This is a genomic window from Pseudomonas sp. Pme6b, assembly GCF_058129925.1.
Genome location: NZ_CM176704.1, coordinates 2,390,304 through 2,408,301, shown reverse-complemented (window position 1 = coordinate 2,408,301; position 17,998 = coordinate 2,390,304). Strand labels below are relative to the sequence as shown.

The following is a 17,998-nucleotide window of genomic DNA, read 5'->3' as shown; positions in this document are numbered from 1 at the left end:
TCAGATACCCGCCATTTCATTCATCATTTTTTCAATATCGGACAAGCCGTCCTCGGTCAGCGACAAACCGCTGCTCGCGAAAGCCTGAATAAATTCGTTCAATTGCGGTTTCTCGAAAATCAGGCGCAGCGGGATGTCGATCCCCAGGCCCGTGTGAATTCTGGAAATCAGTTGTGTGGCCAGCAGCGAATGGCCGCCCAGTTCGAAGAAATCGTCGCTCAACCCGACGCGCTCGACTTTCAGCACGTCGGCCCAGATCGCAGCCATTTGCTGCTCCTGTTCAGTCGACGGCGCGACGTACTGGCGCTGCAACTGGCTGGCGTCCGGTGCCGGCAGGGCTTTGCGATCCAGCTTGCCGTTGGCGCTCAGCGGCATGCTTGCCAGCCAGACGAAGTGGGTCGGCACCATGTAATCGGGCAGTGTTTCCTTGAGATACGCCTTGAGTGCATCCCGCAGGTGATCGCCACTGTGCTCAGCCACCAGATAGGCTGCCAGCTGCTTGCCGGATGAGCCGTCAACGTCGACAACTACAGCTTCCTGAACGTTTTCGTGTTCCAGCAGGCTGGCTTCGATCTCGCCCAGTTCGATACGCAGGCCGCGAATCTTCACCTGATGGTCGATACGACCGGCGTATTCGATAACGCCTTCATCGCGATAACGCGCCAGATCCCCGGTGCGGTAAAGACGCCCGCCCTGCTCGTCGAACGGGTCCGGCACAAAGCGTTCAGCCGTCAGCGCCGCGCGGTTGTGATAACCCCGCGCCAGACCGATACCGCCGATGTACAGCTCTGCCGCAACGCCTTGCGCGGCAGGCAGCAAGCCGTCATCCAGAATGTGGGTTTTCAGGTTATCGATGGGTCGACCAATCGGCACGCTGAGCACGTCGTCCGGGGTGCAGGTCCAATGAGTGACGTCGATAGCCGCTTCGGTCGGGCCGTACAGGTTGAACAAACCCGCCTGCGGCAGACGCTTGAGCACCTGACCGGCCAGTTCGGCAGGCAGTGCTTCGCCGCTGCACACCACACGACGCAGGCTGTTACAGTTTTCCACCTGAGGATGGGTGAGAAACGCCTGGAGCATCGACGGGACAAAGTGCAGTGTCGTGACCTGATGTTCGCGGATGGTCTGCACCAGCCGCTCAGGGTCGCGATGATCGCCCGGCAACGCCACGGCCAAACGTGCTCCGGTCAGCAGCGGCCAGAAGAATTCCCACACCGACACGTCGAAGCTGAACGGGGTTTTCTGCAACACCGTATCGCTGCCATCCAGCGCGTAAGCCGTCTGCATCCAGTGCAAGCGGTTGACCAGGGCGCGATGGCTGTTGCCCGCGCCCTTGGGCTTGCCGGTTGAGCCGGAGGTGTAAATCACATACGCAAGATTCAGCGGATGGCTGAGGTTTTCCGGGTTGGCAGTGCTGTAACCGGCCAGCCAATCGCCCTCCTGATCCAGACAAAGGCTCTGTACTTGAACCGGCAGGCGCTGTAGCAGCGCACTCTGGGTCAACAGCAAACCGATGCCGCTGTCCTGCATCATGTAAGCCAGACGGTCCTCGGGGTAATCCGGGTCCAACGGCACGTAAGCGCCACCGGCCTTGATGATCGCCAGCAGACCAATGACCATATCCACGCTGCGCTCGACACAAATCCCCACCAGCACGTCCGGACCGACACCCGCTTCACGCAAGCGGTGGGCAAGCTGGTTGGCGCGGGCGTTAAGTTGCGCATAGCTCAGTTGTTCAGCCGCAAAAATCAGCGCCGGAGCGTCTGGCGTGGCCAGCACCTGCGCCTCGATCAGGCTGTGTAGACAGTGCTCGCCAGGGAAATCGGCAGCTGTGGCGTTCCAGTCGCGAACAATCTGCTGCTGTTCGGCAGCGTCAAGCATTGGCACTTCAGCGATGCGCTGACCCGCATTGGCGCAAATGGCCTGCAACAGCGCGAGCCAGTGCCCGGCCATGCGCTCGATGGTGCTGCGCTCGAACAGCGCGGTGGCATAGGTCAGGCCCGCACTCAAACCGCCATCGTGTTCGGCGGTGTTGAGGGTCAGGTCGAACTGCGCCGGATAGCTCTCGGAAGTCAGCGCTTCGACCTGCAAACCGGGCAGTGCGCGCACCTCGGCGCTGGCCTGGCTCTGGTGGTTGAACATCACCTGGAACAGCGGGCTGTGGCTGAGGCTGCGTTGAGGTTGCAAGGCCTCGACCAGCTGTTCGAACGGCAGTTCCTGATGCGCTTGAGCTTGCAGGGCCGCATGTTTGACCTGCTGCAGCAGCTCGCTGAACGTGGTGTGCAGGTCGAATTCGGCGCGCAGCACCTGGGTGTTGACGAAGAAACCGATCAGGCCTTCGGTTTCCGCGCGGGTGCGGTTGGCAATCGGCACGCCGACACGAATGTCCGGCTGGCCGCTGTGGCGATGCAGCAAGGTCTGGAACGATGCCAGCAACAGCATGAACAGTGTGACGCCCTGTTGCCGCGCGACCTGTTTCAAGTCGTCGATCAACGCTGGCGCCAGCTCGACCGCCAGCCGCGCACCGGCGTGGCTTTGCACGACAGGGCGCGGATGATCGGCGGGCAATTCCAGAATCGGCTGCTGTTCGCCCAGTTGCTGCTTCCAGTAATCCAGCTGCCGCGCCTGTTCTCCGGCGTCCATCCAGTTGCGCTGCCACAGCGCGTAGTCGGCGTATTGCATGTCCAGCGCGGTCAACACCACCTCACGGCCCTGGCTGTAGCCTTCGTACAGGCGCACCAGTTCATCGACCATGATCGGCATCGACCAGCCATCGGAAACGATGTGGTGCTGGGTCAGAATCAGCACATGTTCGTCAGCAGCAAGGTTCAGCAAGCGAACGCGCAGCAGCGGGCCCTTTTCCAGATCGAACGGGCGCTGCATTTCCTGCTGCACGCAGGCTTCAAGGGTTTGACCGGCAGGCACGGACTCGACCATCAGGGTCAAGGCAAGCGGCGCATGGATGATCTGCACAGCCTGTTCGCCCTGCTGGCGGAAGGTAGTGCGCAGGGTTTCGTGGCGGGCAATCAATGCGCTGAAACTGTGCTCCAGCGCGGCAATGTCCAGCGAGCCGCTCAGACGCAGGGCCGCAGGAATGGTGTAAGCAGTGCTTTCTGGATCAAGCTGCCAGAGAAACCACTGGCGCTGCTGCGCGTAAGACAAGCCCAGCGGCTGGCTGCGGTCGGCCTTGATAAAGCGTGGCGCAGCATTGCCCTGCCCGTTGCCCGCCGCCTGGGCGAAGGCTGCCAGATCACGCGCTTCGAACAGGTCGCGCAACGACAGTTCGACGTCCAGTTGCTGACGGATGCGCGAGATCACCTGAGTGGCGAGCAACGAATGCCCGCCCAGTTCAAAAAAGTTGTCGCTACGCCCGACCTGCTCAACTTTCAGCACATCAGCCCAGATCGCCGCCAGTTGTTGTTCCAGATCGCCTTGCGGGGCGATGTAGGTCGCCTGCAACTGGCTGGCATCCGGCGCGGGCAGCGCCTTGCGGTCCAGCTTGCCGTTGGCGGTCAGCGGCATCTCGTCGAGGACGATAAAATGCGTCGGCACCATGTAATCCGGCAGATGCGCACGGAGCTCGGTCTTCAGGGTTTCGCGCAGGCTTTGCTGATCCTGATCAGGCTCGGCTGGGACTAGATACGCGGCCAATTGCCCGTCCACGGCCAGCACGATCACTTCGCGCACGGTCGGGTGCGCTTGCAGCCGCGCTTCGATTTCACCCAGTTCAATGCGGAAACCACGGATCTTCACCTGATGGTCGATACGCCCGGCGTATTCGATCACTCCGGCAGCGCGATAACGGGCCAGGTCGCCGGTGCGGTACAGGCGACCGCCGTCGCTGGAGAACGGGTCCGGCACGAAGCGTTCGGCAGTCAGCGCCGCACGGTTGTGATAACCCCGCGCCAGACCCGCATGGCCAATGTGCAGTTCGCCGCTGCAGCCTTGGGCGACCGGATTGAAATCAGCGTCCAGCACGTACCACGACAAATCCGGGATCGCCTCGCCAATCGGGCTGGCCGGGTTTTGCGTGTCGGCCTCGGTGATTGGTCGGTAAGTGACATGCACGGTGGTTTCGGTAATGCCGTACATGTTGATCAACTGCGCTGCCTGATCGCCGAAACGGTCGAACCACGGCTTCAGGCTGGCCACGTCCAGCGCTTCGCCGCCGAAGATGACTTTTTCCAGCGACATCGGCACGGGCGAATCACACGCCACACGCATCAACTGCTTGAACGCCGACGGCGTCTGGTTAAGCACTGTGACGCGCTGTTCCACCAGCAGCGCATGGAAGTCTTCCGGCGAACGGGTCACCTCGCGCGGCACGATAACCAGTCGGCCGCCATGCAGCAGCGCGCCGAAAATCTCCCACACCGAGAAGTCGAAGGCGAAGGAATGGAATAGCGTCCACACGTCCTTTTCGTTGAAAGCAAACCACTCGTCCGTGGCAGCAAACAGGCGCATCAGGTTGTGATGGGCGAGCAAGGTGCCTTTCGGCTTGCCGGTCGAGCCGGAGGTGTAGATCACGTAGGCCAGATTGTCCGGCGAGGTCTGGTTGACCGGGGTTTCCGTGCTGTAACCGTCCAGCGCATCCGCCAGATCCAGTGTCTGAACATGTGCAGGAATCGGCAGGTGCCCAAGCAAATGCGCCTGGGTCAGCAACAATTCGATACCGCTGTCGTGCATCAGAAAGCTCAGGCGATCCTGCGGGTAATCCGGGTCCAGTGGCACGTATGCGCCACCGGCCTTGAGGATCGCCAGCATCCCTACAATCATGTCCAGACTGCGTTCAGCGGCCAGCCCCACGCGAACATCCGGGCCAACGCCCTGCTCGCGCAGTTTATGGGCCACCTGGTTGGCGCGGCAGTTGAGCTGTTGATAGCTCAGTTGCTCGCCAGCAAAAGTCAGGGCAATGGCCAACGGCGTGCGCTCGGTCTGGGTTTCGATACGTTGATGGGCGCAATATTCACTTGGATAAACCGCAAGGTTAGGGTTCCAGTCGCGCAAGGCGTCTTGCCGTTCTTCGACGCTTAACAGCGGCAGATCAGCGATACGCTGGTTGGCGTCGCGGCACATGCCATTCAGCAGGTTGCACCAATGCCCGGCCATGCGCTCGATGGTTGCGGCGTCGAACAGGTCGGTGGCGTAGGTCAACGAAGCGGCTAGGCCGTTCGGGCGTTCGCAGGTGTCCAGGGCCAGGTCGAACTGCGCCGTGTGTTTGTCGGACACCTGATATTCCAGGCGCAGACCGGCCAGTTCGCGGGCCTCGTTGTGGCCTTCGCTCTGGTGGTTGTAGGCCACCTGAAACAGTGGGCTGCGGCTCAAGTCGCGCTGCGGTTGTAAGGCTTCGACCAGTTGTTCGAACGGCAGGTCTTGATGGGCTTGGGCCTCGACAGCAGTCTGCTTGATCTGTTGCAGCAACCCGGCCACGGTGGTTTGCGTGTCGAAGTCGGCCTTGAGCACCTGGGTGTTGACGAAGAAACCGATCAGCCCCTGGGTTTCGCTGCGGGTGCGGTTGGCGACGGGCACGCCGACGCGTATATCGGCCTGACCGCTGTAGCGGTGCAACAAGGTCTGTAACGACGCCAGCAACAGCATGAACAGGGTGATGCCCTGCTGCCGCGCCAGAGTCTTGAGGTCGTTCAGCAGCGCGGCATCCAGCTCGACATTCAATCGCGCTCCTTCGTAGCTGCGCAGCGCCGGGCGCGGTCGATCGGTGGGCAGTTCCAGAATCGGCTGTTGCTCGCCCAGCTGTTGCTTCCAGTACGCAAGCTGGCGTTCCTGCTCGCCCATTTCCAGCCAGTTGCGCTGCCAGAGGGCATAGTCGGCGTACTGAATCGGCAACGGCGTCAATTCGGCCTTGCGGCCCAGCGTGGCGGCCTGATAGCACTGCATCAGCTCGTCGACCATGATCGGCATCGACCAGCCATCGGAGACGATGTGGTGCTGGGTCAGCACCAGTACGTGCTCCTGCTCGCTCAGTTTGAGCAGCCTGACCCGCAACAGCGGCCCGTGTTGCAGATCGAAGGGCTGTTGCACTTCCTGATCGACATAACGCTCGACCGTTTCGCCAGCCGCCAGTTGATCAACTTCGAGCGCAAACGACGACGCCGGATGCACCACCTGCAACGCCTCGTCGCCCTGCTGTTCAAACGTGGTGCGCAGGGTTTCGTGACGCTCGATCAGGTGTTCGACGCTACGCCGTAATGCCTCGACATCCAGCGCGCCATGCAGGCGCAGCGCCAGCGGAATGTTGTAGGCCGCGCTGTGCGGTTCCAGTTGCCAGATGATCCATTGCCGCTGCTGCGCATAGGAGAGCGCAGACGGGGCCTGCGTCTCCCTTACAGCGATCGGCGTGACCCCGTAGAGATTCACCCCCTGGCGCTTGAGCAGGACCGCCAGCGCCTTGCGTTCACGGGCGGACAGCGATTTAACGGAGTCAAGCAACTGTTGCACTGGGGTCTCTCCTGCTAAGCAATCAAATTATCAATTTCCTCCGCTGATAAACGTTTGAGTGCCTCCAGTGATTTAGTCAATTCGTCCAGCGCATGGTCACTTTCGCCATTTTTTTCGTGCAGAGTGGCGCAGAAGTCCGCCAGCACCGGCTGTTCGAACAGGTCCTTGAGGCCGACCTCGCGCTGCAACTGCTCACGCACTCGCACCAGTATCTGTACCGCCAGCAGCGAGTGGCCGCCGAGTTCGAAGAAGTTGTCGCTACGCCCGACCTGCTCGACCTTCAGCACATCGGCCCAGATCGCCGCCAGTTGCTGCTCAAGCTCGCCTTGCGGAGCGATATAGGCCGCTTGCAACCGGCTGGCATCCGGCGCGGGCAGCGCCTTGCGGTCCAGCTTGCCGTTGGCGGTCAGCGGCATCTTGTCGAGGACGATGAAATGCGTCGGCACCATGTAATCCGGCAGATGCGACCGGAGTTCGGTCTTCAGGGTTTCGCGCAGGCTTTGCTGATCGTGATCAGGCTGGGCTGGCACTAGATACGCTGCCAATTGCCCATCCACGGCCAGCACGATCACTTCGCGCACGGTCGGGTGCGCTTGCAGCCGCGCTTCGATTTCACCCAGTTCAATGCGGAAACCACGGATCTTCACCTGATGGTCGATACGCCCGGCGTATTCGATCACTCCGGCAGCGCGATAACGGGCCAGGTCGCCGGTGCGGTACAGGCGACCGCCGTCGCTGGAGAACGGGTCCGGCACGAAGCGTTCGGCAGTCAGCGCCGCGCGGTTGTGATAACCCCGCGCCAGACCCGCATGGCCAATGTGCAGTTCGCCGCTGCAGCCTTGGGCGACCGGATTGAAATCAGCGTCCAGCACATACCAAGAGAGGTCTGGAATCGCCTCGCCAATCGGGCTGGCCGGGTTTTGCGTGTCGGCCTCGGTTATTGGCCTGTAGGTCACATGAACCGTGGTTTCGGTAATGCCGTACATGTTGATCAGTTGCGGTGCATGATCGCCAAAACGGTCGAACCACGGCTTCAGGCTGGCCACGTCCAGCGCTTCGCCACCGAAGATGACTTTTTCCAGTGACATCGGCACAGGCGAATCACACGCCACACGCATCAACTGCTTGAACGCCGACGGCGTCTGGTTAAGCACCGTGACCTGCTGTTCAACCAGCAGCGCATGAAACTCTTCCGGCGAGCGGGTCACTTCGCGCGGCACGATCACCAGTCGGCCGCCATGCAGCAGCGCGCCGAAAATCTCCCACACCGAGAAGTCGAAGGCGAAGGAATGGAATAGCGTCCACACGTCTTTTTCGTTGAATGTGAACCAGTCATCCGTGGCAGCAAACAGGCGCATCAGATTGTGATGGGCGAGCAAGGTGCCTTTCGGCTTGCCGGTTGATCCCGAGGTGTAGATCACGTAGGCCAGGTTGTCCGGCGAGGTCTGGTTGACCGGGTTTTCCGTGCTGTAACCGTCCAGCGCATCCGCCAGATCCAGTTTCTGAACATGTGCAGGAATCGGTAACTGGCCAAGCAAATGTGCTTGAGTCAGCAACAGTTCGATGCCGCTGTCGTGCATCAGAAAGCTCAGGCGATCCTGCGGATAATCCGGGTCCAGCGGCACGTATGCACCACCGGCCTTGAGGATCGCCAGCATCCCTACGATCATGTCCAGACTGCGTTCAGCGGCCAGCCCCACGCGAACATCCGGGCCGACGCCCTGCTCGCGCAGTTTATGGGCCAGTTGGTTGGCGCGGCTGTTGAGCTGTTGATAGCTCAATTGCTCGCCAGCAAAAGTCATGGCGATGGCCAGCGGCGTGCGCTCGGCCTGGGTTTCAATGCGTTGATGGGCGCACTGCCCGGTCGGGTAATGCTGCACGCTTTGCGTCCAGGCAGTCGGCAGGGTCAGCTCGCCGAGACGTGCCGTTGCGGATGTACTGAGGCTTTGCAGCAAGTGATCGAAATGCGCCGCCAGTTGCAAAATGCCTTCTGCACTGAAGTGTTGCCGGTCGTAACTGAAACGTACCGACAGCACGTCGTTGGCCTCGACCACCAGTGTCAGCGGGTAATGCGCTTGCTCCTGATTGCGCAGGTCGCTGAACGTCAGACCGTCCGGCGCGCGCTGCAAGGCTTCAGACACCGGGTAGTTTTCGAATACCAGTATGTTGTCGAACAGCGCCTCGCCACTGTTACGTGCCCAGCGCTGGATGTCATACAGCGGCGTGTGCTCATGCTCGCGCAGGGCAATGTTCTTCGCCTGCACCTGCTGCACCCAGTCGCCGACGGTCTGTTCCGAACGCGGGCTGGCGATCACCGGCAAGGTGTTGATGAACAGGCCCAGTTGCTCCTCGACGCCCGGCAATTCAGCCGGACGCCCGGCCACCGTGGCACCAAAGGTCACGCTGGACTGACCGGTATAGCGTTGCAGCAGCAACAGCCAGGCCGATTGCACCAGCGTGTTGAGGGTGACGTGCTGCTCGCGGGCAAACTCGCTCAAGCGCCGGGTGCCGTCGGCGTCGATCAGCTGAATGTAATCGCCATAGCCCTGCTGATCGGTTGATGTTTTGAAGGCTTGCAGCAAGCGGGTCGGCTCATCCAGTTCAGCCAGCTCTGCGGTCCAGAAGCGCTCGCTGACATCGGCGTCCTGATCCTGTAGCCACTGGATGTAATCGCGATAACGTCCCGCCTGTTTCGGCGGCGTCTCACCGCTGTAGCGTTGCAGCACTTCGCCCAGCAGCCGCGAGCTGCTCCAGCCGTCCATCAGAATGTGGTGGCTGGTGTAGACCAGTTGCCACGCGTCGTCGCCAGTGCGCACTACCGCCAGGCGCAACAGCGGACCGTGCGCCAGATCAAAACCCTGCTGACGGTCGGCCTGCGCCCAGTCGTCGAGCCAGTTTTGCGGCTTGTCACGCGCATCCAGCTCGACAAAAGGCAGTGTGACCTGACGTTGCACGACTTGCAGCGACTGTTCGCTCTGGCTGACAAAGCAGCTGCGCAGCACTTCGTGGTTGTTGACCGCTGATTGCCATGCGTTATGGAAACGCGGCACATCCAGCCCGCTGATGCTCACGCGCATCTGGTTGATGTAGTTGCCCGCACCCTCATCGAACAGCGAGTGGAACAGCATGCCCTGCTGCATCGGCGACAGCGGGTAGATGTCTTCGATCTCGCCCGCAGCAATCGGCAAGCCGTCGAGTTGCGTTTGAGTGAGGCGCGCCAGCGGGAAGTCCGACGGCGTGACGCCCTGATGCCCGGCGGTGCAGTGGTCGATCAGCGTGGTCAGCGCCTGCTCGTAGCGGCGCGCCAGGGTATCGATGGTCGAGGCGTGGTACACCTCGCGGCTGAAGCTCCAGTCCAGTTGCAACTGGCCATCGAACACCTGACCGTTGAGGCTCAGCCAGTTGCCCAGCGGGCCGTCTTCGCACAGCGCAGTGCCAGTTTTGTCGGCACTTGGCACGAACAACGCGCCTTGTTGTTCGTTGAAGCTGCCGCCGAACTGGCCCAGGTAATTGAACGTGACCCGTGCCTGCGGCAAGGCGGCCAATTGTTGCTTAAACGACGGCTCGCCGAGATGACGTAATACGCCGTAACCAATACCTTTGCTGGGCACGGCACGCAGTTGTTCCTTGATGCCGCACAGGCTTGCACCCGGCGCGATTTGCGGCGTGAGGCGAACCGGAAACAGGCTGCTGAACCAGCCGACGGTACGGCTGAGATCGGTGTCGTCAAACAAGTCTTCGCGGCCATGCCCTTCCAGCTGGATCAGCACCGACGGCTGCTGACTCCACTCGCACAACACTTGCGCCAGCGCGGTCAACAGCAGGTCGTTGACTTGTGTGCGGTACGCGGCAGGTGCAACTTTCAGCAGCTTGTGGGTCAGGTCCTTGCTCAACCAGGATGAGGCATGGGCCGCATCGCGATTGCGCATCGAACCTTCGGGCTTGTCGCGTGGCAACGGTTGATCTGTGCCCTGTAAAGCGTGCAGCCAGTAATCGCGCTCGGCGGTCAGCGTTTCGCCGGTCGCATACTGTTGCAATTGCTCGGCCCAATGCTTGAGCGACGTGGTTTTCGCTGCCAACGCCACAAGCTGGCCCTTAGTCAGGGCGACGTAAGCCTGTTGCAAGTCTTCCAGCAGCACCCGCCACGACACTCCGTCGACGGCCAAATGATGAATCACCAGCAACAAACGCTGCTCGCCCTGCGGCAGGTTGACCAGAAGCGCCCGCAGCAGCGGACCGTTTTTCAGGTCCAGACTGCGCTGCGCCTCGTCGGCCAGTTCAGGCAAGCGCTCAATGCTGTCCAGCTCATGAATCCACAGCAGGTCGCGAGTATTCGGTGCGCCGAACGTGGCTTGCCATTGGCCGTCTTGCTGGGTGAAACCCAGACGCAGCGCGTCGTGCTGTTCGATCAGCGCGGTCAGTGCAGCTTGAAGGTGGATTGCATCCAGCGTTTGCAGAGGCTTGAGCATCAGCGCCTGATTCCAGTGCTGACGCTCGGGGATGTCCAGTTCGAAGAAGCGCGCCTGAATCGGCAGCAACGGCAGCGAGCCACTGATCTGTTCGACCGGCGCAGCAGGCTTTTTCTGGATCAGTTTTGCCACCAAGGCCAACTGGCTGATGGTCTGTTTTTCGAACAACTGCTTGGGGCTGAGCTTGATGCCCTGGCGCTTGGCGCGGGCGATGATCTGCAGGCTGAGGATCGAGTCGCCGCCCAGTTCGAAGAAGTTGTCGGTGCTGCCGACCTGCTCCAGTTTCAATACGTCCGCCCATACGGCGGCGAGCTTTTCCTCGATCTCGCCGACCGGCGCGGTGTAACGCTGTTTGACCACGCCCGGCTTGGGCAAGGCGCGCTTGTCGAGTTTGCCGTTGGCGGTCAGTGGCAGGCTGTCCAGCAGCATGATCTGTGCGGGCACCATGTAGTCGGGCAAGCGTGCAGCCAACTGTTCGCGCAGGCTGTCGACGGTCAGGCTGGCACCGGCTGCTGCGACGCAATAGGCCACCAGTTGCAGGCGCGATTCGTCTTCATCGACAGGCAATGCCAGCACGCTGGCTTGCGCAACCGAAGGCAGGTTCAGCAGCACCCGCGCCACTTCGGCAGGCTCGACACGATAACCGCGCACTTTCACTTGATCGTCGGCACGGCCGATGAATTCCAGCAAGCCCTGATGATTGCGACGCATGCGGTCGCCGCTGCGATAGGCGCGTGCACCATTCTCTGCAAACGGGTCCGGCACGAAACGCTCGGCGGTCAGCGCAGGCTGACCGATGTAGCCCAGCGCGACACTGTCGCCACCGATGTACAGCTCGCCCGCCACCTGAGTGCCAACGGGGTTCAGCACATCATCCAGCACATAAGCACTGGCCCCCGGCAACGGCGCACCGACCGGCACCTTAGTGGATAGATATAGACCTTGTGGGAGCGAGCCGGGCGACGCTTCGCTTGCTCGCGAAAGCGGTAGTAGAGCCTCAGCCTTTTGCAAGCCTGTGCTGGCCTCTTCGCGAACAAGTTCGCTCCCACAGGGAATCGTGTCCACTTTCAATTCATGGGTCAGTACGCCAACTGTGGTTTCGCTCGGGCCGTAGTGGTTGATCACCCGGCAATCCGGTTTGAGCTGACGCACCTGCTCGACCAGCGCAGGCGAACAGGCTTCGCCGCCGACGATCAGTGCATGCTGCGGCAACACATTGGCAGGATGGCTGGCCTGCAACAGCGCGGCCAGATGACCGGGCACGATCTTCAGCACGCCAACCTGATGCTCGGCCATGTAAGCCGCGAAGGCATCAGGGTCGAAACCCAGCGCCTCGGTCAGCACATGCAGCGTGCGTCCTGAACACAGCGCGCCGAACAGCACGGTATGACCAAGGTCGGCGGCGATGGTCGAGACCAGCGCCATGCTCGCCTGGGGGGCCAGTTGCAACTGCTCCAGCAGACCACGCACGTAAGAGGCCAGCGCGCCCTGGCTGACCAATACGCCCTTGGGCTGACCGGTGGAGCCTGAGGTATGAATAACGTAAGCCGCTGAATCGGCTGACAGCGTGATATCAGGACGACTGACCGGCAAGTCCTGCCACAGCGCAGGTGTCCAGGCCAGGCCCTCACAACCGGCAACATCCAGTGACGTCTGACGCACATCGCCTTCGGCACACAGCAGCACTTTGGCCTGGGCGTTGCAGAGCATCTGTCGCAGGCGCGCATCCGGGGCTTTGACGTCCAGCGGCATGTACACGCCACCGGCCTTGAAGATCGCCAGCACCGCCGTGAGCCAGTCCATCGAACGCTCCATCAACACTGCAACCGGCTGGCCTTCGCTAATACCCGTCCGGATCAGATGATGAGCCAGCTGATTGGCGCCCTGATCCAGTTCCAGCGTCGTCAGGCTGCGATCCAGACACCGGGCAGCCAATGCATGCGGCTGGTGTTCAACTTGTTGGCCCCAGAGCTGCAGCATGTGCGGCGCGGGTTCGCGCACTTGGCGCGGTGGCTCGATTGCCAGTGCACCGAGGCTGAACAACGGCGCCTGCGGCGCATCGAGCAGGGTTTTGAACAGCGCAAGCATTTCGGGAATGAACCCTTCGACGGTGGCGCGTCGATACAGGTCGCTGGCGTAGGCCATGTCGCCATGAATCAGCGTGCCGTCGTCGGTGATATCCAGCGCCAGATCGAAATGCGCGCCCTGCTTGTCGAAGGCGTATTCGCTGACTTCCAGCCCGGCAAGCTTGAGCGCGGTTTTCTGTTTGAGGATTACGTTCTGGTTGAACTTGGCCTGAAACAAAGGGTTGTGGCCCAGGCTGCGCTCTGGTGCCAGTTGATCGACCAGTTGCTCAAAGGGTACGTCCTGATGGGCCTGCGCGCCGAACGAGGTGTCACGGATCTGCGCCAGCAGGTCAAGGTAGCTCAGGCGCTCGTCCACCTGGCAGCGCAAAACCTGAGTATTGATGAAGAAACCGATCAGCCCTTCGGTTTCAGCACGACCGCGGTTGGCGTTTGGCACGCCGATGCGGATATCGCGCTGCCCGGCCTTGCGCGACAGAAACAGCGAAAAACCGGCCAGCACCAGCATGAACAGGGTCATGCCCTGCGTGCGCGCAAAGGCGTTGAGCTGGCGCGACAGATCAGCACCGAAATCAAAGCGCAGGTGCTCGCCCTGATAGCTTTGTGTCACCGGGCGCGGGAAATCCTGCGCGGCGTCCAGCAAAGGTTGTTCGTCACCCAACTGGCTGCGCCAGTAATCCAGTTGCCGCGCGCCCTCGCCCGCCTCCAGCCAGCTGCGTTGCCAGATAGCGTAGTCGGCGTATTGCAGCGGCAGCTCCGGCAGCGCAGGTTCGCGACCTTCGCAATACGCCTGATAGCAGTGCACGAACTCCTGAATCATGACGTCCATCGACCAGCCGTCGGAGACGATGTGGTGCATGCTCACCACCAGCACATGCTCGTCGCTGGCAAGACGGAACAGGTGCGCACGTAGCAACGGGCCTGTGCGCAAATCAAACGGCTGGCTGGTGACTGTGGCAACTCGCAACGCCAGTTCGGCATCGCGCAGTTCGACATCAGCCAGACCGGACAAATCAATGCTGTCCAGTGCCACGGTCTGATCATGCAGCAGCACTTGCTGCGCCTGATCACCGTCGGTGTGGAACACGGTACGCAGCACTTCATGGCGTTCGATCAGATGATCAAAGGCGCGGCGCAAGGCCGGCTCGTTCAGCGGGCCTTGCAGACGCAGGCCGGTGGTCATCTTGTAGGCGTCGCTCAGCGGGTCGAGCTGCCAGAGGAACAGCAGGCGTTGCTGGGCGAACGACAGCGGAATCGTGCTGAAATCATGACGACTGACCGGCACTGGCAACAGGCTGAAATCCTTGCCTTCCTGGCGCAAGCGGGCGAGGAACTGTTGGCGTTGTTCCAGCGGCAGGCCGACAAATCGTTTCGCGATACGTGCAACAGTGGTCCCGGTCATGCGCCAAATTCCTCCAGTGAGTCCATGAACTGGTCCATGTCGCTCCAGTCGTTATCCGTAGTGTTGTCGGTCAGCGCGGCCACTTCGACGGCAAGGTCGCTGAGCAGCGGTTTTTCAAACAGGGTGCGCAACGGCAGGCTGATGCCCAGTCGCGTCTTGATCCGGGCTATGACTTGCGCGGCCAGCAACGAATGGCCGCCCAGCTCGAAAAAGTGATCGTCGAGGCCGACCTGCGGTGCGTGCAGGACTTCTTGCCAGATAGCAGCGAGGCAGATTTCCACTTCGCTGTGCGGCGCGCGATAACGCGCCTGCAACTGGCTTGCGTCGGGCGCTGGCAGTGCCTTGCGGTCCAGTTTGCCGCTGGGCGTGAGTGGCAGTTCCGGCAGCAGCAATAAATGCGTCGGCACCATGTAATCCGGCAGACTGGATTGCAACTGGCTCTTGATGCCCTGGCGCAGCGCCAGTTGCTCGGCATCGCCGTTCGCCATGACCTGCGGCACCACGTAAGCGACCAGTTGCGTGCTGCCCGCCAGCTCGACAGCCAGTACCACCGCTTCGCGCACGCCTGTGCATTGCTGCAGGCGCGATTCGATTTCGCCCAGTTCAATACGGAAACCGCGGATTTTCACTTGATGGTCGACCCGTCCGATGTACTCGACAGCGCCGTCAGCGCGCAGCCTGGCGCGGTCACCGGTGCGATACAGGCGCTCACCGGGCACGAACGGATCAGCCACGAAACGCTCGGCGCTAAGGCCGGGCTGGGCGTGATAGCCCCGCGCCAGGCCTGGACCGCCGATATACAACTCGCCCACCGCGCCCTGCGGCAGCAGATTCAGTTGATCGTCGAGCACGTACAGCCGTCGTCCCGCCAGAGCTCTGCCAATCGGCACACCGCGCCACGACACCTGTTCCGCAGTCAGTGCACTGCAATCGTGAATGCTCGATACCACCGTAGCTTCGGTCGGCCCATAGGTGTTGAGCAGGCGCACGTGCCCGAGCCCGGCCTTGTGCCACAGGCGCAGACCTTCGACAGCCATCGCCTCGCCGCCGACGTGAATCTGCCGCAGCGCGCCATAGTGCGCAGGCGGGCTGGCGGCAAAATCCTGAACCAGTGTCAGCCAGCAGGCCGCAGGCAGGTCAGCCAGGGTTACGCCGTGCTCGACGATGGCTTGATGGAAGGTGGTGCTGTCCCACAAACGCTTGTCACGCAAGACCACGGCCGCGCCGCGACACAGCGGTGGGTAGAACTGCTCGACGAAGCCGTCGAAGCTATGGGTGGCAAATTGCAGGACCCGGTCGCTTTCGCGCAGGTCGCTGTAGTTCGCGCCCAACGTTACAAATTCGGCCAGCGCACCATGACTGATCGCCACGCCTTTTGGCCGACCGGTCGAGCCCGAGGTGTAGATCACGTAGGCCAGATTGGCCGGATCAACGGCAATGTCCGGGTTTTGCGGGCTGGCTGCCGCACTGCTCATCTGATCGATGCACAGGCACTGAATACCCGCCAGCTCAGGCAGCGTCGTCTTTTGCTGGCTGTGGGTCAGCAGCAGTTTCAGGCCGCTGTCCTGCAGCACATGACGTAGACGCTCGCTCGGCGCGCTCAGGTCCAGCGGCACATAGGCACCGCCTGCCTTGAGCACCGCCAGCAGCGCGACGGGCATGTCCAGCGAACGGCCCAGCGCCACGCCGACCAGCACGTCCGGGCCGACGCCTTGCTCACGCAGTTGCCAGGCCAGACGGTTGCTGCGCTCATTCAGTTCGGTGTAACTCAGGCTGGGCGCCTGGCCTTCACGGGCGAGGATCAATGCCGGGGCGCTCGGTGTGCGCTGCACTTGCGCTTCGAACTGGCGATGCGCGGGGGTTGTGGTGTCGGCTTTGGCTGCGCTGTCGATATCCAGCAACTGAGCGCGCTCATCGGTCGACAGCATCGACAGTTCGGCAACGGTTTGCAGCGGGTCGGCACAGACCGACGCCAGCAGGTTGCGCCAATGTGCGGCCAGACGAGCGATGGTCGCCTGGTCGAAAATATCGGTGGCGTAGGTGAAAGCGGCGTTCAGCTGCTCACCTTCGCCGCTGGTGGCAAGCATCAGATCACTGGCCGCGGCGTGCGAACGCTGGGCAAGTGCCTGTTGCTCGGCAGGCAGATTGGCCACGCGCAGGCCGCCGCTCAATTGTTTGTCCAGCAGGTCGGCAACCACCGGCTGGTGGTTGAACATCACTTGAAACAGCGGGTTGTGGCTCTGGCTGCGCTCGGGTTGCAAGGTGTCGATGATCGCGTCGAACGGCAACTCCTGATGCGCCTGAGCACCGGTCGAGGCATTGCGCACGGTGTGCAGCAAATCGACAAAGCGCGTCTGCGCCGTCACTTCACTGCGCAGCACTTGGGTGTTGATAAAACAGCCGATCAGCCCTTCGGTTTCGCTGCGGGTGCGGTTGGCGATCAGGCCGCCGACACGAATGTCGGTCTGCCCGCTGTAGCGGTGCAGCAAGCTTTTGAAGGTTGCCAGCAGGACTACGAAAAGGGTCACGCCCTGACGTTGCGCGAGGGTTTTCAGGTTACGCAGCAGCTCGGGCTCCAGCGCCAGTTCCAGGCGCGCGCCATCATGGCTGGGCAGCGCCGGGTACGGGCGGTCTGTGGGCAGCTCCAGTACCGGGTGCTCTTCGCCCAGATGGCTGCGCCAGTAATCCAGCTGACGTTCCTGTTCGCCAGCCTCCAGCCAGCTGCGTTGCCACAGCGCATAGTCGCGGTACTGCACAGGCAGCGGCTGAAAAGGCAGCGGTTTACCAGCCAGCAGCGCGTCATAGCCGCGCAGCCATTCGTCGATCAGCACGTTCATCGACCAGCCGTCGGTGATCATGTGGTGCAGGTTGAGCAGCAGTAGGTGTTCCTGTTCGGCGAGGCGCAATACCTGCACGGTAAACAATGGCCCGCGCTGCAGGTCGAAGGTCTGCGCCGACTGTTCGGCCATCGCCTGCCGCGCACTCGCCCAGCGCTGTTCGCAAGGCTGCTGGCTCAGGTCGATCAGGCGGATGCTGACGGGTGTCGGCGACGCAACACGTTGAAACGCCCGGTCGCCTTCCTGACCGAAGGTGGTGCGCAGGCTTTCATGCCGCTCGACCAGCGCACTGAAGGCTCGCTCCAGCAACGGTAGCTCCAGCGGGCCATTCAGGCACACCGACATCGGCAGATTGTAGGCTGCGCTGTGCGGGTCCAGTTGCCAGAGAAACCACATGCGTTGCTGGGCATAAGACAGCCCGTCACGCTCGGCCAGCCCTGCGCAGGAAGGGATCGGGAACAGCGAGAAATCCATGTTCTCCTTGCGCATGCCATCGAGAAACAGACGACGCTTTTCAAGGGGCAACTCGACAAAACGACGAGCGAGTTTCTGGGCGTGTTCGGGGTTCATGGGTCGATCCTTGCTGAATGGGGCTGACCGTCGGGCGGGGTCGTATCAACAAGAACGAATTGGCGGAGAAATATTTAGAAAGGTTTGTTGTGGCGTGGAGCGACTCTTCAGGGTTAGGCACAAGTCCGCTTGTGCTTCTGGCCGAAGGCCGTGGAAGCGTCGCCCGGTCCGCTTCCACAA

At 61.7% G+C, this 17,998-nt stretch carries 3 protein-coding genes; all 3 read right to left on the bottom strand.

Features of this window, described 5'->3' with window-relative positions; translation table 11 throughout:
* Genes AC4ANE_RS10910 through AC4ANE_RS10900 form a run of 3 tightly spaced genes read right to left on the bottom strand, consistent with a single transcriptional unit; the run spans position 1 to position 17,818 of the window.
* Positions 1–6,456, bottom strand: a complete 6,456-nt coding sequence (locus AC4ANE_RS10910) for an amino acid adenylation domain-containing protein (RefSeq protein WP_460408917.1) — start codon at positions 6,454–6,456, stop codon at positions 1–3.
* A gap of 14 nt (positions 6,457–6,470) precedes the next feature.
* A complete protein-coding gene (locus AC4ANE_RS10905; RefSeq protein ID WP_031594920.1) occupies positions 6,471–14,411 on the bottom strand; it encodes a non-ribosomal peptide synthetase in 7,941 nt (2,646 codons plus the stop codon).
* Positions 14,408–17,818 (bottom strand): non-ribosomal peptide synthetase, encoded by a 3,411-nt coding sequence (locus tag AC4ANE_RS10900; RefSeq protein WP_002552926.1) that lies wholly within the window; start codon positions 17,816–17,818, stop codon positions 14,408–14,410. Before AC4ANE_RS10900 ends, AC4ANE_RS10905 begins: the two co-directional genes overlap by 4 nt.
* Between the last annotated feature and the right edge of the window lie 180 nt (positions 17,819–17,998).

Excerpts from the sequence above, each read along its gene's own strand:
- AC4ANE_RS10905 (WP_031594920.1), bottom strand. The coding sequence starts at position 14,411 with ATGACCGGGACCACTGTTGCACGTATCGCGAAACGATTTGTCGGCCTG.
- AC4ANE_RS10900 (WP_002552926.1), bottom strand. The coding sequence starts at position 17,818 with ATGAACCCCGAACACGCCCAGAAACTCGCTCGTCGTTTTGTCGAGTTG.